This is a genomic window from Lacunisphaera limnophila (genome assembly GCF_001746835.1).
GTDB classification, from domain to species: domain Bacteria; phylum Verrucomicrobiota; class Verrucomicrobiia; order Opitutales; family Opitutaceae; genus Lacunisphaera; species Lacunisphaera limnophila.
The window spans coordinates 315,929-337,253 of sequence record NZ_CP016094.1; the positions used below are offsets into that span (position 1 = coordinate 315,929).

Below are 21,325 nucleotides of genomic sequence, written 5' to 3' on the forward strand. Positions count from 1 at the left end.
GGGGTTTGGGATGACAAAAAGGATCAGGGCCGGCCCGGTTGGTAACGCACGTACGCGATCCGCGTGCCGTCCGGCGACCAGCTCGGCGGACTGAGCGGCCCGTGCCCCGCCTCCAGCTTCACCAGGGTGCGCGCCTCGCCGCCGTGCACCGGCGCGACGCCCAGCAGCACGTCGCCGGCGACCAGGGACAGAAAAGCCACCTGCGCCCCATCGGGCGAAATCTGCGCGAAGAGCCGGTCCGGGTTGAAACCGGCCGGACGGCCCGGCGCTGCCGGCGCGGGCCCCTCTTCCACCGGCCGGCTCCCGGCCCCGAGCTCAAGCCGGTGGCGCCGGCCGCCCCCGTTGAATCGGATCGCGCGGCCCCCGTCCGCCCACGCGGGGGCCTCAACCACCTCGCTCGTGTGCCACACGCTGCGCCGGTCGCCCGAGGCGACGTAGACAAACTCCAGCGAGCTGCGCACCGCCGTGACCTCCGCCGAGGGCGGGCCGATCACCACGTTGGAAAAAACCGCCGTCTCGAACGCCGCGTCGTTGTGCGCGCAGACGCCGATGCCGAGATAAAACGGCCCCGCGAAGGGCAGGCGCGTCGAGCAGCCCGAGGGTCGCAGTACACTATCCTCCCCGGCCAGTGACATGTAAACATAGTCCCCGACCTTTTCGATCCGCAGGCGCTTCGGGGCGGTGATCGCGGTCTGCACCTCGTGGGTGACCTCCCCCGCCGTCTCGCGAAATTGTAGCGAGGTCAGCCCGTCGCCGTGCACGGCGACATCGGCATAGGCCGCATCGGGCGCCAACGACTGGCGGATCATGAGCACGGCCTTGCGGTGCGGATCGCCGCCGGTCCCGGCGAAGGCGATGTCGGTCGCCAGCGCGATGTCACCCTCGACCTGGGTCCACACCAAATGAAAGGCATCGTTGCGGAACCACATGTTGGTCCCGCCGCCCCCGACGGTGTAGGTCTTCGCCTGCTCATCGTATGCGACAGTGCCCGCGTGCCGCGGCGCCCCGATGTCCGTGTGGTCCGCGAACTGGCCGAGCCGGCCTTCGTGCGCTCCCAACCCGGCGGACCAAAGCAGCCCGGCAAAGAGGATCACGACGACCCGGGTGGGGTGCAGCAGGGGGGTAAGCACCCGACGAGCAAAGCCATCCTGCGCCCACGTGCAAGCCGGGCCGTCATATTTGCGGGCCGGGTTGCACGCGGGCTGAACCTGACCACACTGCCCGCATGCTTTCACGTCACCCCACCGTGCTGCTGGTCCTCGCTCTCGCTTTCACCGCCGCCCGCGCCGCGGATCCGACCGCGCCGGCCGATCCGGACCTGAATCCCCGCGGCCGCGCCATCCTCTCGTGGTTTCAACAACTCTCGGCCGGCTCCGAGCTTAGACTCGTCTCCGGCCAGTTCGCCGGCTGGAGCGGCAGCGCCAGTATCGGCGAACTCGGCCGCATCCACGCCGCCACCGGCCGCTGGCCGGTCATGATCGGGCTCGATTACTGCGGCTGGGACAAGGGCGAGGCCCTGCTCGACGTCCGCCAGCCCAACCAGCTCGCCACCGCATACTGGCAGGCCGGCGGCCTCGTGAACCTCTCCTGGCACGCGCCCAATCCCTCGAAGCCTAACGGCGGCGGCCTCAAGGAACGCGGCATGGATCTCGCCACCGTCCTCACGCCCGGCGCCACGCACGACCGCTGGATGAAGTACCTCGATGCCGTGGCCGCCGGCCTGCAGGAACTTCAGGCCGCCGGGGTCGTCGTCATCTGGCGCCCGCTCCACGAGATGAACGGCGGCTGGTTCTGGTGGGGCGCGCAGGATCCCGCCACCTTCATCGCCGTCTGGCGCCACATGTTCGACTACCTCACGCAGACCAAAAAACTGCACAATCTGATCTGGGCCTACAGCCCGAACCACGGCCAGAAACCCGCCGACGCCTACTACCCCGGCGACGCCTACGTCGACCTCGTCGGCCTCGACGCCTACACCGACCACATCAACCCCGACAAGATCATCGGCTTCGAACGCTACGCCGGCATCCGGAAGCCGATCGGCCTCACCGAATACGGCCCGCACGGCGCCTCGAAGCCCCCCGGCGACTACGACTACCGCCGCCTCCTCGACGGCATCGAGAAAAACTTTCCGCAGCTCCGCCACTTCCTGGTCTGGAACGAAAAATGGAATCCCGCCTCGAACCACTTCGCCCGGGAATTCTACAACGACCCGCGCGTCCTCACCCGCGAGACCATGCCCCCCGGCCTGGCCGGCCCCTGACCGGGTTCCCTATCGCCCGCTGTGGGCCAGCGAACTTGCTCGCGCTCCGAACCGCCCTTGCCCGTCCGCCCCTCGTCGCTACACTCCCCGCATGAAACGCCCCGCCGTTCTCGCCACCCTCTTCCTCGCCTCGCTCCTCGCCGCCCCGCTCGCCGCCGACGACTACCTCGCCTCCGTCGAGGCCTGGCGCACCCGCCGCCTCGACGGCCTGACGCGGGCCGACGGCTGGCTCGCCCTCATCGGTCGCCACCCGCTGGAGGTCGGGATCTGGTCGGTCGGCACCGACCCCACCAACGCCATCCGCCTCGCCGCCGGCCCGGCCCGGCTCGGCACCGTCACCCGCACCGGCGACAACACCATCACCTTCGCCCTCGCCGACGACGTGGACGCCAGCATCGACGGCACCACCGCCCGCACCGCGCCGCTCGTCTACGGCGGCACCGGCAAGCCCACCTACGTCCGCAGCGGCACCATCAATTTCTACATCCTCGAATCCTCGGGCCAATTTTTCCTGCGCGTGCGCGATAGCGAGGCCCCGCGCCGCAAAAATTTCGCCGGCATCGCCATCTGGCCCGTCGACCCCGCCTGGCGCATCGAGGCCGACTGGGTCCCCTTTGATCCGCCGCGCCAGCTCCCCATCACCAACATCGTCGGTCTCACGCAGGATGCCGCCTGCCCCGGCAAGGCCGTCTTCACGCACGAGGGCCGCACCTACGAGTTGCTGCCCCTCCAGGAAACCCCGGAGTCGCGCCTCTTTTTCATTCTGACCGACACGACCGCCGGCGAGGAAACCTACGGCGCCGGCCGCTTCCTCTACGCCGACCCGCCGCGCGACGGCAAAGTGGTCCTCGACTTCAATCAGGTCTACAACCCGCCCTGCGCCTTCTCCCCCTTCACCACCTGCCCGCTCCCGCCCAAAGAGAACGTTCTGCCTTTCGCCTTGCGGGCTGGGGAAAAGAAATATCGGGGAGACTCCCACTAACCTGCTCGCCGCGCCGTAGCCCCGGCGGAGGCGGGCCCCCGAAGGAATACGTCCTCCCCTTCCCCCTCCGCGCCGGCGAGAAGAAAGACGAGGGCACCCTGTAAGCCGGTTCAGTGATTGGGCACGGACGTCGCGCGCGACGACCCCGCAACCGCCGGCCACCCGGCCAAACAGGATTGCCAGCCCCCTGTTTTGGCTTCTATCTCCGGCGTCCCCACCCAAGCCCAACCCGCCCTCATCATGCGCCGCTTCCTGCTTGTCTGCTCCCTCCTCGCCGCGGCCATCACCGCCCCGGCGCAGCTGACCTTCGTCTTCGACTACACCTACGACACGGGTAGCTTTTTCAGCGGCGGCAACATCGGCAACCGCACCTACCTCGAGGCCGCAGGTACCTACCTGAGCAATTATATATCCGGCACCACCCTCAACGCCATCACACCGGGCGGCGGGAATTCTTGGAACGCCGATACGTTCCACCCGGGCACGGGTGATAATCAGGTCCTCGGGAACATCAGCATCGCCGCCAACACCATCTTGGTCTTCGCGGGGGGCTACGATCTCGGCGGTTCGACCCTCGGCGTGGGCGGTGGCGGCGGCTACGGCGTCACCGGCACGCAGCCATGGCTTGATGCCATCAGCTACCGCGGGAACGGATCCTTTAGCATGCCCTGGGGCGGCAGCATCGCCTTCGACAGTTCCGGCACCTCGTGGCACTTCGACAGCGACACCTCCACCACCGAGACCTTCACCGGCCAGTCCGACTTCTTCTCTGTGGCTGTACACGAGCTGATGCATCTGGTCGGCGTCGGCACCAACGCGACCTGGGACAGCCTGATTTCCGGCACGTCGCCGACCTCCACCTTCACCGGCGCCGCGAGCGTCGCGGAAAACGGCGGCGTCATCCTGCTCGACCCGGGCGAGGGCCATTGGGTCAACGGCACCATGAGCACCATCGCCGGCACGGCCACCCCCCAGGAAACCCTCATGGACCCATCCATCGTCATCGGCACCCGCAAGTATCTCACCGATCTCGATCTGGCGGCCCTGCAGGACCTCGGCTACACCGTCACCGCCGTGCCCGAGCCCGCCACCATCGCCGCGCTCTTCGGCCTCGCCGCGATGCTGAGTGTGATCCGCCGCCGTCGCACTTCCTGAGTCCGTTCCCCGGCCCCGCCGGATCGACCGCCTCCTCGAGCCACGGCGACCTCGCCTTGGTCCCGCCCCGCCCGTCACGCGATGGCCTAGTCTGAGGTCTCAGGTTTCAAGTTTCAGGTCCCACCTTCGCGACCCCTGCGCGAACCCCGCGGGCTCGCTGCGCCGTAGCCCACCGGGCGAAGGCGGATCACCCCTTCGGCGGCTCGCCGAAGTGCACCTTGTGCGCCGCATACGCCGCCGTGTCCGCGAGCATGGCGTCAATCGTCGCCGCCAGCGGCTCCAGCTGCACCAGCCCCGAAAACACCGCCTTGTCCCCGATTGCATCCGTCAGCACAAACGCCGGGCGCTGCGTGAGCTGGTGCGCGAGAAAATCCGCCGTGCTCGTCGCCACGCGGTCCTTCACGAGGTTCGACTCCGCCGCCTTCTGCAGCTTCTTCACCTCCATCCGGCCGGCCTTGGCCGCCACTTTCACCGCCGTCGCCAGGTCCCCGACTTTCTGCCCCTCGCGCAGCGCGGCGTGCGCGATCGCCAGCCGGATCTCGTCGCCGGTGAACCCGAAATCCTTCGCCGCCTCCGCCACCAGGTTCGGCGCCGTGTAGTCGCCTTTCCGCGCCGCCTCGAACCAACCGGAGTTCAGCCGGTACGGAGAGTGCATCACCGTGCCGCCGCTCCGCTGGTAGAACCACTCGCACTGCGCCAGTGACGCGGGGAAATCCTCCGGCCGCATCAGCGCGATCTTCCACTCAAATTCCGCGCGGCCCGCATAGCGCCGCTTCAACTCCACCCACACCGGCTCCACCCAGTGACACCACGATGACAGCACTTCCACATAGTAGGTGATTTTCATCCCCTATTGCGTCACCCGGCCCCCGGGCAGTCAAACCGCGATCCCCCGTCCCTGCCACAGCGCCGCTCATGCGGGCCTCAAACAGTCTGCCCTCTGCCCCATACCCCCGCTCCCAGGCTCGTTCCGCCTATCTACCGGTCCGGCTAAACCGTTAAATTTCTACCGGGAAGCCATTTAAGGGCCTTGTTGATGTAAAAGCCTCAATATCAGATCAAAAGCCGCCCATTTGCGCCGATTAATGGGATCTTATGAGTGTGCGATCTGGCTAGAAAGATAGGGTATATTACCTACTTATTGATAGGTAGTACCTCTAATCAAATCCTTGGTGAAGCGCTTTCTCTCTCAGCTGCGTGAAAATCAACCCCTCATGGCCTTGGCCATGGGAGCCGTGGGCTTTGGCCTGAATGGGATCCACCTGCCGGTCTTTGGGGAAACCGGCATCATCCTCGGCGGCCTCGCCACCCTCCTCGCCACCTACTGCCTCGGTCCGTGGTGGGGCGCCGCCACCACCGCCCTCGCCTTCAGTCACGACTGGATGAACACCGGCCTCCCCTGGGGGCTCCTCCTCTACACTCTCGAGGCCGTCGTGGTGGGTTGGCTCAAGCATCGCCGGAACTGGCACCCCCTGACCGCCGCCCTGGCCTTCTGGTCCTTCCTCGGTGTGCCGCTGGCCCTGCGCGTCTTGCAGCCGCCTGGCACCCTGCCCTTCCCGAATAATTGGGCGCTCATCGCCCTTTACCCCTGCAACAGCCTCCTGATGGCCCTCGGCGCCCTCACGCTCAAGCAGATGAGCTGGCTGCAACCCACGTCCGGCCAGCCGTCCAACCGGGATGCCGACACCCCCCTGCAACGCGTCCTGCTCCGCCGGCTCGGGCTCATCATCGCCCTCTCCACCGCCCTGCTCGGACTCTTCCTCGGGCGGCAACTCGACCTGGCCCTGCGCGACCTGAGCGCCACGCGGCTCTCCGGCGACGGCCATGAGGTCGCCCGCGCCGTCCAGGATCACCTCGACCGCCATCAACGCGTCCTCACCCTGCTGGCCGCGACGCACGAGGCCGACACCGCCCGCGCCGCCCCGCTCGACCGCGTGCGCCTCAACTATCCGGGCTTTCTCTCCCTGCGCGAAACGGATGCCTCCGGGCGGATCGTCGCCAGCTCGCCCGCCTCGGATGCCGCCCCGGACCCCACCCACGAACCCGCCACCCTGCCAGCCCTCCTCGGGAGCGTTTCCCGCCGCGCGGCCCCCGGGGATGCACTGGTCGTGACCATGCGCGCCCCGCTCCCCGGCCCCACCGGTTCACCCCGCGGGCTGATCGTCGGCGAACTGGTGCTCGACCGCCTGATCGAGGAACTGGCCCTGCCGGCCCAGCTCGCCCACCACACGATCGTCATCGTGGACCGCCACCAGCGCGTCGTCGCCAGCCGCGGCGACCTGGCCTGGTCACCGCTGGAAGCCGTCGGCCCCGGTCGCTTCACCGCCAACGAACGCCAGCCGGATGGCGAAACCTTCCTCTTCAACCTCACCCGCCCGCAGCGGCTGGAACGATACCTCGGCACCCGGCAGGCGATCCCGGATTTCGGCTGGGAGGTCTACCTCGCCGAACCCGTCTGGAAAACCCAGCGGCTGATCGCCCGTTACTACCTGGCCATCCTGTGCGGCGCCGCCGCGATCGCCGCACTCGCGATGCTGCTCGCCCGCGGCCTGGCCGCGGAGATCACCGAGCCGTTCCTCCAACTCGCGACCACGATCCGCGGCCTCACCAACGGCCACACGGATCCCGCCCCGCCCCCCGTCCCGCAGGCCTCCCGGGAACTCACCGCCATCGGCCGCGAACTCCAGGCGGTCGCCATCATGTTCACCCGCACCAACCGCCGCCTCGTCGGCGCCGTGGCCGAGCGCGACCGCACCCAGGCGGAACTGCGCGAACTGCTCGCCCGCCTCGAGGAGAAGGTCGCCGACCGCACCCGCGAACTCGACTCCGCCCGCCACGCCGCCGTCTCCGCCAATGAGGCGAAAAGCGAGTTCCTCGCCAGCATGAGCCACGAGCTCCGCACGCCGCTCAACGTCATCGTCGGCATGTCCGAGCTCATCGCCGAGCGCCACCTCGGCGACCTCAACGAGCGCCAGTCCGAGGGCGTGCGCAGCATCCACGAAAGCGGCCGCCACCTGCTCGAGCTCATCAACGACATCCTCGACCTCTCCAAGATCGAGTCCGGCATGCTCGAGCTCAACGTCCAGCCCATGGAGATCGCCGACCTCTGCACCGCCAGCCTCCGCTTCGTCCAGACTTCCGCGCACCAGAAATCCATCACCCTCGAGTCCGCCCTCACCGACTGCCCGCCCGTCATCCTCGCTGACGAGCGCCGCCTGAAGCAGATCCTCGTCAACCTCCTCGCCAACGCCGTCAAGTTCACCCCCGCGGGCGGCCGCGTCGGCCTGCGCGTCGCCCCCCAGTCCGGCGGCCACTCCCTCCGCTTCGAGATCTGGGACACCGGCATCGGCATCGCCCCGGAAAACCACGAGCGCATCTTCCAGCCGTTCCAGCAGATCGACAGCTCCCTCTCCCGCCAGTACGCCGGCACCGGGCTCGGCCTCGCCCTCGTCCGCAGCATGGCCCAGCTCCAGGGCGGCTGCGTCGACGTCTCCAGCACCCTCGGCTCCGGCAGCACCTTCGGCGTCGCGATCCCCCTCCTCCTCCCGCCCCCCGAGCCCGCCACCCCCGCCCTGCGCGAAGCCAGCGCCGCCCCCATGCCCGCGCCCCGCGCCCGCCTGCTCATCGCCGAGGATAACGCCGCCAACCGCGCCGTCTACGACGCCTTCTTCGAGGACAGCGACTGTGAGATCATCCACGCGGTCACCGGGGTCGAGGCCCTCCACCTCGTCCGCACCCACCGGCCCGACCTCATCCTCATGGACATCAACATGCCGGAAATGGACGGCCTCGAGGCCATCCGCCGCCTGCGCGCCGACAGCACCACCGAGCACCTGCCCATCATCGCCGTCACCGCCTTCGCCATGTCCACCGATCGCGTCCGCTGCCTCGAGGCGGGGGCCAGCGCCTACCTCAGCAAGCCCATCGACCTGCGCGAGCTCAAGCGCCTCGTCTCCCGTTTCACCTCCAGCGTCCGCACCAACATCCCTTTCGAATTCGTCCCATGAACGCCCCCCTGCCTCCCACCCGTGCCACGATCCTCGTCGTGGATGATGAACCCCGCGCCCAGGCGCTCCTCCGCAACCTCCTCGAGGTCGAGGGCTACCAGGTCCTGTGCGCCGGCAACGGTCCCGAGGCGCTCGCCGCCGCCCGCCAGCTGCCCGACGTCGTGCTGCTCGATCTCATGATGCCCGGCATGGACGGCTACGAGGTCTGCCAGAAACTGCGCGCCGACCCCCTGCTCGCCCTCATGCCCGTCATCATGCTCACCGCCCTCGATGACCGCGCCTCGCGCCTGCGCGGGCTCCAGGCCGGCGCCGACGACTTCCTCGCCAAGCCCTTCGACTCCGCCGAGCTCCGCGCCCGCCTCCGCACCATCACCCGCCTCAACCGCTACCGCACCCTCTACGAGGAACACGCCCGCTTCGAGGCCGCCATCGCCCACGCCCCCGAGGCCATCGTCCTCGCCGAACTCGACGGCACCATCCTCCACCGCAACGCCGCCTTCGACACGCTCATCGCCGCCGCCGGCGATCCGCGCCCGAATTTCTACGCCTACCTCCCCGCCGAGGCCGGCCTCGCCCTCCGCGCCGCCGTCGGCACCCCCGGCCGCGCCCGCGGCCTCGAGACCACCCTGCGCGCCGGCGGCCCCGCCGATACCGTCGTCGAGATCACCCACGGCCTCATGCCCTGGGCCGGCCGCGGCATCGTCCAGTTCCATCTCCGCGACCGCACCGAGCAGAAGCGCCTCGAGGCCCAGCTGCTCCGCTCCCAGCGCATCGAGCTGCTCGGCCAGCTCGCCGGCAGCGTCGTGCACGACATGAACAATATCCTCACCGCCATCGGCGGCAGCGCCATCCTCCTCGAGCTCAACGCCGGCTCCGACCCCGCCCAGCAGCTCCGCAACATCCAGAACGGCGTCAAACGCGGCGCCGGCGTCCTCCGCCAGCTCCTCATGTTCGCCCGCGGCTCCGACGGCGAACTCGAGACCCTCAGCGCCATCGGCCCCGTCGCTGAGGTCGTCGACCTCGTCCGCGAGACCTTCGGCCGCTCCTACGAGGTCGACTTCCAGATCGACGAGGACCTGCCCGCGCTCCGCCTCGACCCGACCCAGGTGCACCAGATCGTCATGAACCTCTGCGTCAACGCCCGCGACGCCATGCCCGTCGGCGGCCGCCTCGCCATCTCTGTCCGCCGCGAGACGGTCGCCACCACGCCCGCCTGCGCACCCGACGCCGCCCCCGGCGATTATGTCGTCGTCGCCGTCCGCGACCAAGGGACCGGCATCCCACCCGAGGTCCTGCCCCGCCTCTTCGACCCGTTCTTCACCACCAAGGCCGAGGGCAAGGGTACCGGCCTCGGCCTCGCCACCGTGATGCGCCTCGTCCGCCGCCACGGCGGCTTCGTCACCGTCGACACCGTCGTCGGCTCCGGCACCACCTTCCTGTGCCACTTCCCCATCACCCCGGCGGCCACCCCGGCCCCGTCGCTGGCCGTCGCCTGAGGGCGCCGGCTCAAGCCGGTCCCGCGCCGGCCGATTTACGGCTATCCCTTCCCCCCTATGCAACCCGCCCGCATCCTGATCGTCGAAGACGACCCGATCGCCAGCACCCTGCTGGCCGGCTGGGCCCGCCATCAGGGCGCGGCGGTCACCACCGTGGGCAGCACCGCCGAGGCCGACACCGCCCTCGACACCTGGGACTTCGACCTGATTATCAGCGATGTTCACCTGCCCGGCAACGACGGCTTGGTCTGGATCGAGGTCGTGCTGGCCCGCCCGCAGCCCCCGCCCGTCATCCTGATCACCGGCTCGCCGGAACTCACCACCACCGTCCGCGCCGCCAACCTGCCCATCGCCGGCTACCTCCTGAAGCCACCCGATTTTGCGTCCCTCTCCGCCCTCGCCCAACGCCTGGTGGCCGAACACCGCCACCGGCGCGAATTGCGCGAGCTCTCCCGTGAGACGGCCTGGCTGATCACCCAGCTGGCCGGGGAGACCGACCCGCTCCGCGACAAACTCCTCCAGCTTTCGCGCTGCCTCATGGCCGAGGCCGACCAGAATCCCCGCCTGGCCCCGCAGCCCGTCCACGACCAGCCCTGGCGCGCCATGATCGCGGATACCATCGCCACCTTGGAGAAGACCAAGCATAGCTTCCGCTCCAAGGAACTCGGCCAGCTCCGCCAACGCCTCGCCCTCGCCCTCGGCGGCCGCGCCGCCGCCTGAGCCCGGCTTGGTTGTAGGGGCGTGGCTCGTCCACGCCCTTTTTCCCCATTAGCCGCCCCCGACCCACCCGATTAGCCCGCCGACTGCCTGCGCGACTGACCGCCCCACCGCTCAAGTCCGGCTCCGGGGAGCCGATATGCGGATACAACGTTGCGGTGCGCCCAAGGGCGCGACCGCCTGATTCGGACCGGTCCCGACCGGGAAGGATGAGGAGCGACGCCCCCAACCCGCCATTCCGGCCGGTCGCTCCCTCCTATGTCCTCCTCCGAAATTCCCGCCTCGCCCAGCCAACCCAACGCCCCGACGCCGCCGGCCGCCCCGACGCTGTCCGCGGCCGACGCCGAGACCCTCCTCAACCGTCCGCGCGCCCTCGTCACCGTCCTCTGCCCCACCGGCTTCACGCCCTACGCCACCGAGGGCGTCGACCTCAGCCAACCCCTCTTCGCCCGCGTCACCTACCGGCCGGAGTAATAACTCCGGCGCATCAACTTCGACGGCGGTACCCGGCTCGCGCAGCTCATCACCCTGACCGTCGGGGCGCAATCCGCCCTCCCCGCTCCACTTTCCCCTTTCAAATCTGAATTCTGATTTTGCCGCGAACAGCACGGAAAGTCGTCCAACGGCCCCCTTTTGTTTTCTCTCAATTCCACCCCCTTTGTGCCGATGTGACCCGAACGTTGTGGTGTGCCCTCCCGGGCCCGACCCCTTCACTCGGACCGTTCCGCACGGTAAGGGTGGGAATCGACGCCTGATCCGGCCCCCGGCCTTTTCCACGCCAGCTCATCACCCGCCATGTCCCGTCGCTCGTCCCTCACGTTCAAGCACAAGCTCGTCCTCTGCCTCCTCGGCATCGGGGTGCTGCCGCTCGTTGCCATCTCCCTGCTCGCCTTGCGGTCGATCGATCAGCTCCGGGACACCGTTGAGCAGACCCACGAGGGCGCCAGCCGCGCCGCCATGGATGTCATCGACCGCAACCTCTTCGAGCGCTACGGCGACGTCCAGGCCTTCGCGCTCAACTCCGCCGTCCTCGACCGCCCGGCCTGGTATGCCCGCGACCCCGCGCAAAACAGCATCGCGCAGGCCATGGACAACTACGTCCGCCTCTACGGACTCTACGTCCTGACCATCGCCGTCGACCTCGACGGCCGCGTCATCGCCGTCAACAGCCGCAACGCCGCCGGCAACGTCCTCGACACGGGCTCGCTCTACGACCGCAACTTCAAGGACGAATCCTGGTTCCGCGCCACGCTGGCCGACGAATTCCTCAAAAGCCCCACCCTCGACGGCACCCACGTCACCGCCCCCTGGTTCGACACCGACAGCGCCCGCCTCACCGGCGGCGACGGCCTCGTCCTCGCCTTCTCCGCCCCGATCCGCGACGCCACCGGCCGGGTCGTCGGCGTCTGGCACAACCGCGCCGACTTCGGCTTCATCGAGGAGATCGCCCGCTCCACCCAGGTGACGCTCGCCACGCGCGGCTTTCGCTCCGCCGATATCCGGGTCATCGACGGCGAGGGTCGCATCCTCGTGGAATACGACCCGCTGGGCTCCGGCAATCCCGCCCTCACCCGTGACCGCGCGGTCGTCCTCCAGTCCAATTACGTCACCGCTGGCGCCGCTCCCGCGCTGCTCGCGGTCCGCGGGCAGTCCGGCGTCAGCCATTTCATCCCTCCGGGCGAGGACACGGATCATGTCTGCGGCTACTCCGCCTCGCTGGGCGCACTGGGTTTCCCCGGTTTGAAATGGTCCGTCCTCACCGCCGTCCGCACCGAGGAGGCCGATGTTATCGTTTACGACACGCGCCGCCAGCTCCTGCTGGTCAGCGGCGCCAGCCTCTTGCTGCTCGCCGGCGCCGCCTTCTGGCTCGCCCGCTCGCTCAGCCGCCCGATCCTTACCGCGCTGGAAAAGATCCGCCTCGGCGGCGAGGAGATCGACACCCACACCCAGCAGGTCTCCGTTTCCGCCCATCAACTCGCGCAGGACTCCAGCAGCTCCGCCGCCTCCCTCGAGGAAACCGCCGCCTCCCTCGAGGAGATGTCCGGCATGACCCAGCGCAATGCCGGCTCCGCCGGGCAGGCGCAGACCGCCGCCGCCCGCGCCCGCGCGGCCGCCGACACCGGTGCCGGCCAGATGCAGTCCATGCAGGGCGCCATGCAGGGCATCAAGGCCGCCTCCGACGACATCACCAAGATCCTGAAGACGATCGACGAGATCGCCTTCCAGACCAACATCCTCGCCCTCAACGCCGCCGTCGAGGCCGCCCGCGCCGGCGAACACGGCGCCGGCTTTGCCGTCGTCGCCGAGGAGGTCCGCGCCCTCGCCCAACGGTCTGCCTCCGCCGCCAAGGAGACCGCGACCAAGATCGCGGACTCCGTCGCCCGGAGCCAGCAGGGCGTCGCGATCAGCACCGCGGTTGCCGGCAGCTTCACCCAGATCCAACAGCAGGTCCTCGAACTCGACCGGCTGGTCGCGGAAATTTCCACGTCCTCCCGGGAGCAAGACTCCGGCATCACCGAGATCAACCGCGCCGTCGCCCAGATGGATCGCATCACCCAAGGCAACGCCGCCACCGCCGAGGAAAACGCCTCCGCCTCCGAGGAACTCAGCTCCCTCTCCACCTCCCTCCGCACCACCGTCGGCGAACTCTTCGTCCTCATCGGCGGCCGCGGCACCCACGACGCCGCCGGCACCAGCGGCCAGCCCCACCCCAACCAGCGCCGCCAGAGCGATCAAAAGACCGTCGTCAGCGCCCCGCGCGCCGGCTCCGCCGCCAACCGCCGCCCCGCCGCCGTGACGCCAAAGGCCAAAGCCAACGCCGACGCCTTCTTCGAAAACACCTGACCCCGGCGCTCCACGCCGATCTCAAATTTAGAATCTGAGATTCCAGCCCTGATTTGCGCCGCGCAAATCACCCTGAGCCTGTCGAAGGGCTGAGCCTCAGCTCCCCCGCTTCAAAATCCGCTGCGTATCCTGCAGCACCTTCCCCGGCCCGACGTAGTTGTCGCCGTCGTAACTGTCCGACAACACCCGCCCGTTCGCATCCACCAGCACCAGGCAGGGGATGCCGGGGCCCGAGTAACGTTGGATCTCGGGCGACCGCGGCACCTGGTCGTATTTCATCGCCAGCCAGGGCATGCCGTCCTGCTTCATGTAGCCGGCCATCTCGCCCGCCGAGTTGTCGGCACTCACGAACACGACTTCGAACTCCGGGTGCTTCGCCTTCATCGCGCGATAAAACTGCACGAACCCCGGCGTGAACTGCCGGCACGGCCCGCACCAGCTCGCGGAAAAATACAGCGCGTAATACTTCACGCCATCCAGCCGCCCATCCGCCACCGGCTGCAGGCCGCCGCCCGCCAGCGCCACCAGCTTGCCCGCCAGCCGCCGCTGCATCGCCGGACGCGCCCCCGGCGCGAGCGCGGGCGCGGGCGCCGGCGTCTCCTCCCGGGCCTCCTCCGCCACCTCCTCGGGGCCGCTGCCGCCCGCGAGCAAATTGGTCTTCTCCACCGGCACCCTCACCGTGGCGCCCCCGAGCTTGCCCGTCACGCCATCGGCCGCGATGCCCGTGACGGTCAGCTTCTTCCCCGCCCCGATCAGCATCATGCCCGCGGGCTGCCCGTTCCGGAGCACCGTGGCCTTCGCCGAGCCCGTGACCGTCACCTCCTGCGGCCAGAGCTGCGGATCCGCCGCCAGCTGCTCAAGCGTCGCCGCCGCACTGGACGCGAGCGGCAGCAACAAGGAAACCAGCAGGGCAATCAGGCGTGATTTCATGGTGCAAGAAGAGGTAGGGCGAGTCGTCCCGACGAGCAGGTGCGTACGAGAAGCAGGCGTGTTTTCAATTCGATTTTCAAAATGGTCGCAGACGCGAGTCGGGGATGCTCGTTACTCACTACTCGCTACTCGCTACTTCATTATTTGTCCTTCTTGAAAAATCCCTTGAGGCTTTCGCCCATCTGCTTGGCGGCTTCCTTCGTCTTCTCGACCGAGGTCGCCCCGCGGTGCCCCCGAGCTGGCCCAGCGCGTTGGCCGTGCCCGCCACGATGCTGCCCAGCACGTTCTTCATCAGCGCGCTCGCCATCTGGTCGGCCGTGATGCCGCCCTCGGCCACGCCGAGGTTGTCCAGGCTGATCGGCGGCAACGGCACCGGCAGCGCCGCCCCGGCTGCGCCGATCGTCGCCTGCGCATTGGTCAACCGGAATTTCTTCACCACGAACTTGATCGTCTTTCCGTCCTTCGTCGCGGGCTCCTGCCCGCCGCTGCCCGTGAAGGCCTCGATGTTCTTCAGCAGGTCCTTGATGTTGCTCGCGACGATCTTCGTCTCGTAGTTGAACACCGGTGCGTCGATCGTGATCTCGTTGATCACGATGTGGTCGCCAAAGATCGACATCGGATCCACGTCCACGTGCACGTGCCCAAGCGTGAACGCGTCACCCGCACTCCACCCCGCCGGGTTGCCCACCGTCAGCCCGCGCAGCGTGCCCGATCCGGTGAGCGGTGACACCGTCGCCGCCTTCAGCTCGACCTTCGTCTGCGTGAGTTTCGGCCCGAAGTTGTTCACGCCCGACTTCACGATCGACCCGAGGAAAAACGCCGCGACCACATAGCCGCCGACCAGGACGAGCAACAACCCGCCGCCCAGGATTAAAATGATTTTTTTCATGCAGAAATAAGACTCCGCCCACCCTACCCCGTTCCCCCCACCCGGCAAGCCCCCCCTGTGTCCAAAGATTTCAAATCCTGATTTGCGCCCCGCAAATCACCCCGAGCCCGTCGAAGGGCTCGCCGCGCCGTAGCCCCTAGGGCGAAGGCGGGTCGCACCCCCTTAAACTTAAACTTCAAACTTAAACTGGCGCAGCCGCGTCCCGCGGCTCGCCTACGCCGCCACCGTCTCCGGTTCACACGCGAGCACATACCCCGACCCCGGCACGGTGCGGATCCATTGCGGCTCGTCCCCGCCGTCGCCCAGCTTCTGCCGCAGGCGCCACACATGCGTCTCCACCGTCCGTGTGTTCGGCCGGTTCGTGTAGCCCCACACGGCGTCGAGGATCGTCGCCCGCGCCACCGGCCGGCCATGATGCCGCGCCAGCAGGTCCAGGATCGCGTACTCCGTGCGGGTCAGTGCCACCGCCCCCGTGGCCGAGACCGCCGTGCGATCCGTCAGGTCAACCGTGATCCCGCCAAACTGCAGCCGCGTCCGCCCGCTCGCCTCCGGCTGGCTCCGCCGCAGCAAGGCCTGTACCCGCGCAATCAGTTCCCGAAAATCACAGGGCTTGCCCAGGTAGTCGTCCGCCCCCGCCGCCAGTCCCCGCACGCGGTCGGTCACCTCGTTGAGCCCCGTCAGCAGCATCACCGGTCGCCGGCAGCCGCGCAGCTTCAGCTTCTCCAAGGTTTGCCACCCGTTCAACCGCGGCATGTTCAGATCGAGCAGGATCAACTCCGGATCCTCCCGCTCCCACAGCTCCAGCGCCTCCACGCCATCCGCCGCCTCGAGCACCCGGTACCCCGCGGTCCGCAGCAACTCCGCGCAGTTCACGCGCAACTCCACGCTGTCCTCAACGAGAAGCAGCTTGGCCCCGGCAATAGTGGTGGAAGGGACGGGCATGTGGGCGGGTCCTGACTCCCCTTAAATCGGTCCCCCGGGGGGCCGGCTTGAGCCCTTTTGTGACGTCTTTGTGACTGGCCCACCCCGCCTCCCGGACCGTTCAAACCCGTGGCGGACATGACGTCCCCACGGTGGCCACGCCACCGCCCAGCAACCCATCGTCTCCCACCCAGCCGATCCATTCCACAATTCAGCAAGGATGTCTGAAAAAGAAAACCGACGACCCTCACCGGTCCGTCGGTTTTTTTACGCCCGGATAGGCCCGCACAATCCCCCGACCCGGTGGAACGCGTTGCCCCCAACGCGTTTCGGCCCTGATTTGTGATTTGCGCAGCAAATCACCCTGAGCGCAGTCGAAGGGCCCCACCCGCTTAGCCCATCCTGGAGCCACGGCGACCCCGCCGTGGCCTTCCCGCGCCGTAGGCTAGTCGCTCGCGACGACCTTCCGCGCATACCCGCCCCCGTTCCGGCCCGGTGGAACGCGTTGCCCCCAACGCGTTACCGCTCCGCCGCCCCGACCAATCTCAAATTTCAAATCTGAGATTTCAAATCCTCGCACCCTCGCATCCTCACCCCCTCGCACCCTCCGCGGCGCCTACGGCGCCGCCCCCCTTCTCACTTGGCACTTGATACTTACGCCGCTTCTTCCACACCCTTCGCCCATCCACCTCGTTCCCGTCTAGCCGGGCACGAGCCGCTCCGAAGCCCAGCGGGCTTAGGCGGGCCCCCTACTCACTCCTCTCTACCCGCTACTCGCTACTTTCAGCCAATGGCATCCAACTACACCGAAGCCAGCATCAAGACCCTCAGCTCCCTCGAGCACATCCGGCTCCGCCCCGGCATGTACATCGGCCGCCTCGGCAACGGCACCCATGCCGAGGACGGCATCTACGTCCTCCTCAAGGAGACCATCGATAACTCCATCGACGAGTTCATGATGGGCGGCGGCCGCAAGATCGAGGTCGAGCTCACCGACCGCTCCGTCAAGGTCCGCGACTACGGCCGCGGCATCCCCCTCGGCAAACTGGTCGACTGCGTCTCCATCATCAACACCGGCGCCAAGTACGACTCCGAGACCTTCCAGAAGGCCGTCGGCCTCAACGGCGTCGGCCAGAAGGCCGTCAACGCCCTCTCCCTCTCCTACCGCGCCCAGGCCTTCCGCGACGGCGAGACCAAGGTCGTCGAGTTCGAGCAGGGCCGCCTCAAGTCCCAGACCAAGGTCACCAAGACCACCGACCGCACCGGCACCCTCATCGAGTTCACCCCCGACGAGAAGCTCTTCGGCAAGGACTTCAAGTTCCGCACCGAGTTCATCGAGGACATGCTCTGGAACTACGCCTTCCTCAACCGCGGCCTCACCCTCACCCTCAACGGCAAACCCTTCCGCTCCGAGCACGGCCTCAAGGACCTCCTCACCAAGGAACTCTCCGGCGAACCCCTCTACCCCATCATCCACCTCGAGGGCGAGGACATCGAGATCGCCGTCACCCACGGCAAGCACTACGGCGAGGAATACTGGTCCTTCGTCAACGGCCAGCACACCACCATGGGCGGCACCCACCTCGCCGCCTTCCGCGAGGCCTTCGTCGAGACCCTCCGCAACCACTTCAAGAAGGACTTCGACGCCGCCGACGTCCGCCAGTCCATCGACGCCGCCATCGTCGTCCGCGTCCAGGAACCCGTCTTCGAGTCCCAGACCAAGACCAAGCTCGGCTCCACCGAGGTCGGCCCCAAGGGCCACACCCTCAAGGAATTCGTCGGCAAGTTCGTCCAGCAGTCCCTCGACACCTACCTCCACAAGAACCGCGAGACCGCCGAGATCATCAAGGCCAAGATCGAGGAGAACGAACACGAGCGCAAGGAACTCGCCGGCATCCGCAACATCGCCCGCGAGCGCGCCAAGAAGGCCTCCCTCCACAACCGCAAGCTCCGCGACTGCCGCCTCCACCTCGGCGACCGCAACCCCCGCGCCGAGGAATCCACCCTCTTCATCGTCGAGGGCGACTCCGCCGCCGGCTCCCTCACCGCCACCCGCGACGTCCAGACCCAGGCCGTCTTCGCGCTGAAGGGCAAACCCCTCAACACCTACGGCCTCACCAAGAAGGTCATCTACGAGAACGAGGAATTCCACCTCCTCCAGGCCGCCCTCAACATCGAGGAATCCCTCGACGGCCTCCGCTACAACCGGATCGTCATCGCCACCGACGCCGACGTCGACGGCATGCACATCCGCCTGCTCCTCCTCTCTTTCTTCCTCCAGTTCTTCCCCGACGTCATCCGCAACAACCACCTCTTCATCCTGCAGACGCCCCTCTTCCGCGTCCGCAACAAGAAGATCACCCGCTACTGCTACTCCGAGCCCGAGAAGCAGGCCGCCATCGTGGAGTGCGGCGCCAGCCACGAGATCACCCGCTTCAAGGGCCTCGGCGAGATCAGCGCCGGCGAGTTCAAGGACTTCATCGGCGAGAACATCCGCCTCGACCCCGTGAACCTCCACCACCTCTACAGCTCCGACGAGCTCCTGTCCTTCTTCATGGGCAAGAACACCCCCGAGCGCCAGGACTTCATCATCGGCAACCTGAGAGTCGAAAAAGACCTGGTCGAAGCCTGATTTTCACGCCAAGCCGCCAAGGCGCAAAGTTCCGAACCCAGTATTGGATCAATTCCCCATCATCCCCTCCTCCCCTTTGCGCCTTAGCGCCTTTGCGTGAAACCAATTCCCCCGCCTGTCTCCGTGCTCTCAGTGCCTCTGTGGTTCAAACCCTAATCCCCCTTCCCTCCTCTCTGCGTCTTAGCGCCTTTGCGTGAGACCAAATCCTTTCAGAAATGGCCAAGAAGAAACCTTCCAAGAAATCCGACCAACCCGAGCTCCCTTTTGCCTCCGTTTCGCCCGGCGAGAACGGTGGACAAACCCCGGGCAGCCAGCAGGCCGCCACGGTGCCTCCGGCCGCGGAGCTCCCTGATCCTGACTCGGACCTACCCGCTACTCGCTCCTCGCTACCCGCTACTGCGGAAGCCGCCGAGCCGGCTCCGAAACGCCCCAAGGGCCAGAAAGTCCAGGACGAGGCCGCCCCCCTCGCCGTCGCCTACCGCAACTGGTTCCTCGACTACGCCTCCTACGTCATTCTCGACCGCGCCGTCCCCCACCTCGACGACGGCCTGAAACCCGTCCAGCGCCGCGTCCTCCACACCCTCTGGGACATGGACGACGGCCGCTTCCACAAGGTCGCCAACGTCGTCGGCGCCACGATGAAGCTCCACCCGCACGGCGACGCCTCCATCGGCGCCGCCCTCGTGTCCATCGGCCAGCGCGCCTGGCTCATCGAGCCCCAGGGCAACTACGGCAACACCCTCACCGGCGACGACGCCGCCGCCCCCCGTTACATCGAGGCCCGCCTCACCGCCTTCGCCAAGGACGTCCTCTTCAACCCGAAGACCACCGCCTGGCAGCTCAGCTACGACGGCCGCAACAAGGAGCCCATCACCCTCCCCGCCAAGTTCCCCATCGTCCTCCTCGAGGGCGCCGACGGCATCGCGGTCGGCCTCTCCACCAAGATCCTCCCGCACAACTTCAACGACCTCTGCCGCGCGGCCATCAACCACCTCCAGGGAAAAACCTTCCGCATCCTGCCCGATTTCCCCACCGGCGGTACCGCCGACTTCGCGGAATACAACGACGGCGAGCGCGGCGGCAAGGTGAAGGTCCGCGCCAAGATCGAGGAACGCTCCAAGTACCTCCTCGCCGTCACCGAGCTCCCCTACGGCGTCACCACCGAGTCCCTCATCGAGTCCATCCTCGCCGCCAACGCCAAGGGCAAGATCAAGGTCAAGCACGTCGACGACAACACCGCCGACAAGGTCGAGATCCTCATCCACCTCCCCCAGGGCTCCGAGCCCGACAAGGTCATCCAGCAGCTCTACGTCTTCACCAGCTGCCAGGTCCAGCTCAACCCCGCCGCCTGCGTCATCGTCCGCGACCCGACCACCGGCGACGACAAGCCCGTCTTCACCGGCGTGCGCGACATCCTCAAGGCCAGCGCCGACGCCACCAAGGAGCTCCTCCGGCGCGAGCTCGAGATCAAGCTCGGCGAACTCGAGCAGCAGTGGCACTGGGACTCCCTCGAGCGCATCTTCATCGAGGAGCGCATCTACCGCCTCATCGAGAAGTCCAAGACCTGGGAATCCGTCCTCGAGGAAATCCGCGGCGGCCTGAAGCCCTTCCTCAAGCAGCTCAAGCGCGAGGTCACCGACGAGGACATCACCCGCCTCACTGAGATCCGCATCAAGCGCATCTCCGCCTACAACCGCTTCCAGGCCGACGAGGCCATGAAGAAGATCGAGGAAGGCATCAAGGAGACGAAGGCCAACCTCAAGAAGCTCACCGAATACGCCGTCGCCTGGTTCGAGATGCTCCAGGAGAAATACGGCAAGGGCCGGAAGCGCATGACGAGTTACGACGAGATCGAGCAGATCGACGCCTCGGCCGTGGTCAGCGCCAACCAACGCCTCTACGTCAACCGCGAGGACGGTTTCATCGGCCTCAACTGGCGCCAGCACGAGTTCGTCACCGAGTGCACGATCCTCGACTCCGTCCTCACCATCATGGGCGACGCGTCCCTCAAGGTCACCAAAGTCGCCGACAAGACCTTCATGGGCCGCGACATCAAGCACATCGCCATCTGGCCCAAGGACGGCGACACGCGTTTCTACACGATGGTCTACCGCGACGGCCCCGAAGGAAAGTGCTACGCCAAAAAATTCCAAATCGGCGGCCTCTCCCGCGACAAACTCTACCCCCTGGCCAAGACCGAAGGCTCCAAACTCATTTGGATGCACGTGTCCGAGAAAGAAAAAGACATGCCGAAGAGCATCCATGTTTCTTTGGATGGCCGCTCCGGCGCCCGCGTCCGCGAACTGGACTTTGATCTCACCCCCGTGCCGGTAAGCACCAGAACCTCCAAGGGCCTACTGGTGACAAAGTGGGCGATCAAAGATGTGGTTCCTAACGATCTGGCCCTGAAGTAACCCTCAGGTATCCCGGCCACCGCGAAGGCGGTCGACCGATCCAGTTGCGGTGAGCGCACCGCAACTGGAAGCTCT

15 protein-coding genes are annotated in these 21,325 nt (G+C 67.4%); 10 read left to right on the forward strand and 5 right to left on the reverse strand.

All coding sequences use genetic code 11. The features are described from left to right. Positions 1–23: 23 nt before the first annotated feature. The gene (locus Verru16B_RS01415) at positions 24–1,130 is read right to left on the reverse strand and encodes a TolB family protein (RefSeq protein WP_069960613.1); all 1,107 of its coding nucleotides are present in this window, start codon (positions 1,128–1,130) and stop codon (positions 24–26) included. Positions 1,131–1,225: 95 nt separating this feature from the next. Between Verru16B_RS01415 and Verru16B_RS01420 the strand changes: the two genes are divergently transcribed. From Verru16B_RS01420 to Verru16B_RS01430, 3 genes are all read left to right on the forward strand, one after another. Then, positions 1,226–2,263 (forward strand): glycosyl hydrolase, encoded by a 1,038-nt coding sequence (locus Verru16B_RS01420; RefSeq protein WP_069960614.1) that lies wholly within the window; start codon positions 1,226–1,228, stop codon positions 2,261–2,263. Between the two features lie 91 nt (positions 2,264–2,354). Then, complete coding sequence (locus Verru16B_RS19085; RefSeq protein WP_069960615.1) at positions 2,355–3,245, forward strand: DUF1684 domain-containing protein; 891 nt, start codon at positions 2,355–2,357, stop codon at positions 3,243–3,245. 192 nt (positions 3,246–3,437) lie between these two features. Then, complete coding sequence (locus tag Verru16B_RS01430; protein WP_083270014.1) at positions 3,438–4,400, forward strand: PEP-CTERM sorting domain-containing protein; 963 nt, start codon at positions 3,438–3,440, stop codon at positions 4,398–4,400. Between the two features lie 187 nt (positions 4,401–4,587). Here Verru16B_RS01430 and Verru16B_RS01435 read toward each other — a convergent pair whose 3' ends face one another. Next, complete coding sequence (locus Verru16B_RS01435) at positions 4,588–5,247, reverse strand: DsbA family oxidoreductase (protein ID WP_069960616.1); 660 nt, start codon at positions 5,245–5,247, stop codon at positions 4,588–4,590. A gap of 367 nt (positions 5,248–5,614) precedes the next feature. Here Verru16B_RS01435 and Verru16B_RS01440 point away from each other — a divergent pair, with 367 nt between their 5' ends. The 5 genes from Verru16B_RS01440 to Verru16B_RS18575 all read left to right on the forward strand — a co-directional run bounded on the left by Verru16B_RS01440 (position 5,615) and on the right by Verru16B_RS18575 (position 13,464). Further along, positions 5,615–8,407 carry a hybrid sensor histidine kinase/response regulator gene (locus Verru16B_RS01440; protein WP_069960617.1) on the forward strand — a complete coding sequence of 931 codons (2,793 nt, stop codon included), beginning with the start codon at positions 5,615–5,617 and terminating at the stop codon, positions 8,405–8,407. Further along, a complete protein-coding gene (locus tag Verru16B_RS01445; protein ID WP_069960618.1) occupies positions 8,404–9,903 on the forward strand; it encodes a response regulator in 1,500 nt (499 codons plus the stop codon). The genes Verru16B_RS01440 and Verru16B_RS01445 overlap by 4 nt, the downstream gene beginning before the upstream one ends. A 57-nt stretch (positions 9,904–9,960) precedes the next feature. After that, the gene (locus tag Verru16B_RS01450) at positions 9,961–10,623 is read left to right on the forward strand and encodes a response regulator (protein WP_069960619.1); all 663 of its coding nucleotides are present in this window, start codon (positions 9,961–9,963) and stop codon (positions 10,621–10,623) included. Positions 10,624–10,878: 255 nt separating this feature from the next. Next, positions 10,879–11,094 (forward strand): hypothetical protein, encoded by a 216-nt coding sequence (locus Verru16B_RS01455; RefSeq protein WP_069960620.1) that lies wholly within the window; start codon positions 10,879–10,881, stop codon positions 11,092–11,094. A 321-nt stretch (positions 11,095–11,415) separates the two neighbouring features. Next, positions 11,416–13,464, forward strand: coding sequence for a methyl-accepting chemotaxis protein (locus Verru16B_RS18575; RefSeq protein WP_069960621.1), 2,049 nt, complete (start codon positions 11,416–11,418; stop codon positions 13,462–13,464). A 96-nt stretch (positions 13,465–13,560) separates the two neighbouring features. On the opposite strand, the gene Verru16B_RS01465 is transcribed toward Verru16B_RS18575, so the two are convergent. From Verru16B_RS01465 to Verru16B_RS01475, 3 genes are all read right to left on the reverse strand, one after another. Continuing rightward, entirely contained in the window at positions 13,561–14,394 is an 834-nt protein-coding gene (locus tag Verru16B_RS01465) for a thioredoxin-like domain-containing protein (RefSeq protein ID WP_069960622.1), read from the reverse strand. A gap of 118 nt (positions 14,395–14,512) precedes the next feature. Beyond that, entirely contained in the window at positions 14,513–15,283 is a 771-nt protein-coding gene (locus tag Verru16B_RS01470) for a DUF748 domain-containing protein (protein ID WP_069960623.1), read from the reverse strand. A 213-nt stretch (positions 15,284–15,496) separates the two neighbouring features. Further along, on the reverse strand, positions 15,497–16,225 hold the full coding sequence (locus Verru16B_RS01475; protein WP_069960624.1) for a response regulator transcription factor: 729 nt from the start codon (positions 16,223–16,225) through the stop codon (positions 15,497–15,499). 769 nt (positions 16,226–16,994) lie between these two features. Here Verru16B_RS01475 and Verru16B_RS01480 point away from each other — a divergent pair. Together Verru16B_RS01480 and Verru16B_RS01485 are read left to right on the forward strand one after the other, a co-directional pair. Next, positions 16,995–18,836 (forward strand): toprim domain-containing protein, encoded by a 1,842-nt coding sequence (locus tag Verru16B_RS01480; protein WP_069960625.1) that lies wholly within the window; start codon positions 16,995–16,997, stop codon positions 18,834–18,836. A gap of 215 nt (positions 18,837–19,051) precedes the next feature. After that, a complete protein-coding gene (locus Verru16B_RS01485; protein ID WP_069960626.1) occupies positions 19,052–21,250 on the forward strand; it encodes a DNA gyrase/topoisomerase IV subunit A in 2,199 nt (732 codons plus the stop codon). Positions 21,251–21,325: the final 75 nt, after the last annotated feature.

Bases quoted from the DNA above. Each gene is read 5' to 3' on its own strand.
- Verru16B_RS01420 (WP_069960614.1), top strand. From the start codon at position 1,226: ATGCTTTCACGTCACCCCACCGTGCTGCTGGTCCTCGCTCTCGCTTTC.
- Verru16B_RS19085 (WP_069960615.1), top strand. From the start codon at position 2,355: ATGAAACGCCCCGCCGTTCTCGCCACCCTCTTCCTCGCCTCGCTCCTC.
- Verru16B_RS01435 (WP_069960616.1), bottom strand. From the start codon at position 5,247: ATGAAAATCACCTACTATGTGGAAGTGCTGTCATCGTGGTGTCACTGG.
- Verru16B_RS01440 (WP_069960617.1), top strand. From the start codon at position 5,615: ATGGCCTTGGCCATGGGAGCCGTGGGCTTTGGCCTGAATGGGATCCAC.
- Verru16B_RS01445 (WP_069960618.1), top strand. From the start codon at position 8,404: ATGAACGCCCCCCTGCCTCCCACCCGTGCCACGATCCTCGTCGTGGAT.
- Verru16B_RS01450 (WP_069960619.1), top strand. From the start codon at position 9,961: ATGCAACCCGCCCGCATCCTGATCGTCGAAGACGACCCGATCGCCAGC.
- Verru16B_RS01455 (WP_069960620.1), top strand. From the start codon at position 10,879: ATGTCCTCCTCCGAAATTCCCGCCTCGCCCAGCCAACCCAACGCCCCG.
- Verru16B_RS18575 (WP_069960621.1), top strand. From the start codon at position 11,416: ATGTCCCGTCGCTCGTCCCTCACGTTCAAGCACAAGCTCGTCCTCTGC.
- Verru16B_RS01465 (WP_069960622.1), bottom strand. From the start codon at position 14,394: ATGAAATCACGCCTGATTGCCCTGCTGGTTTCCTTGTTGCTGCCGCTC.
- Verru16B_RS01470 (WP_069960623.1), bottom strand. From the start codon at position 15,283: ATGAAAAAAATCATTTTAATCCTGGGCGGCGGGTTGTTGCTCGTCCTG.
- Verru16B_RS01475 (WP_069960624.1), bottom strand. From the start codon at position 16,225: ATGCCCGTCCCTTCCACCACTATTGCCGGGGCCAAGCTGCTTCTCGTT.
- Verru16B_RS01480 (WP_069960625.1), top strand. From the start codon at position 16,995: ATGGCATCCAACTACACCGAAGCCAGCATCAAGACCCTCAGCTCCCTC.
- Verru16B_RS01485 (WP_069960626.1), top strand. From the start codon at position 19,052: ATGGCCAAGAAGAAACCTTCCAAGAAATCCGACCAACCCGAGCTCCCT.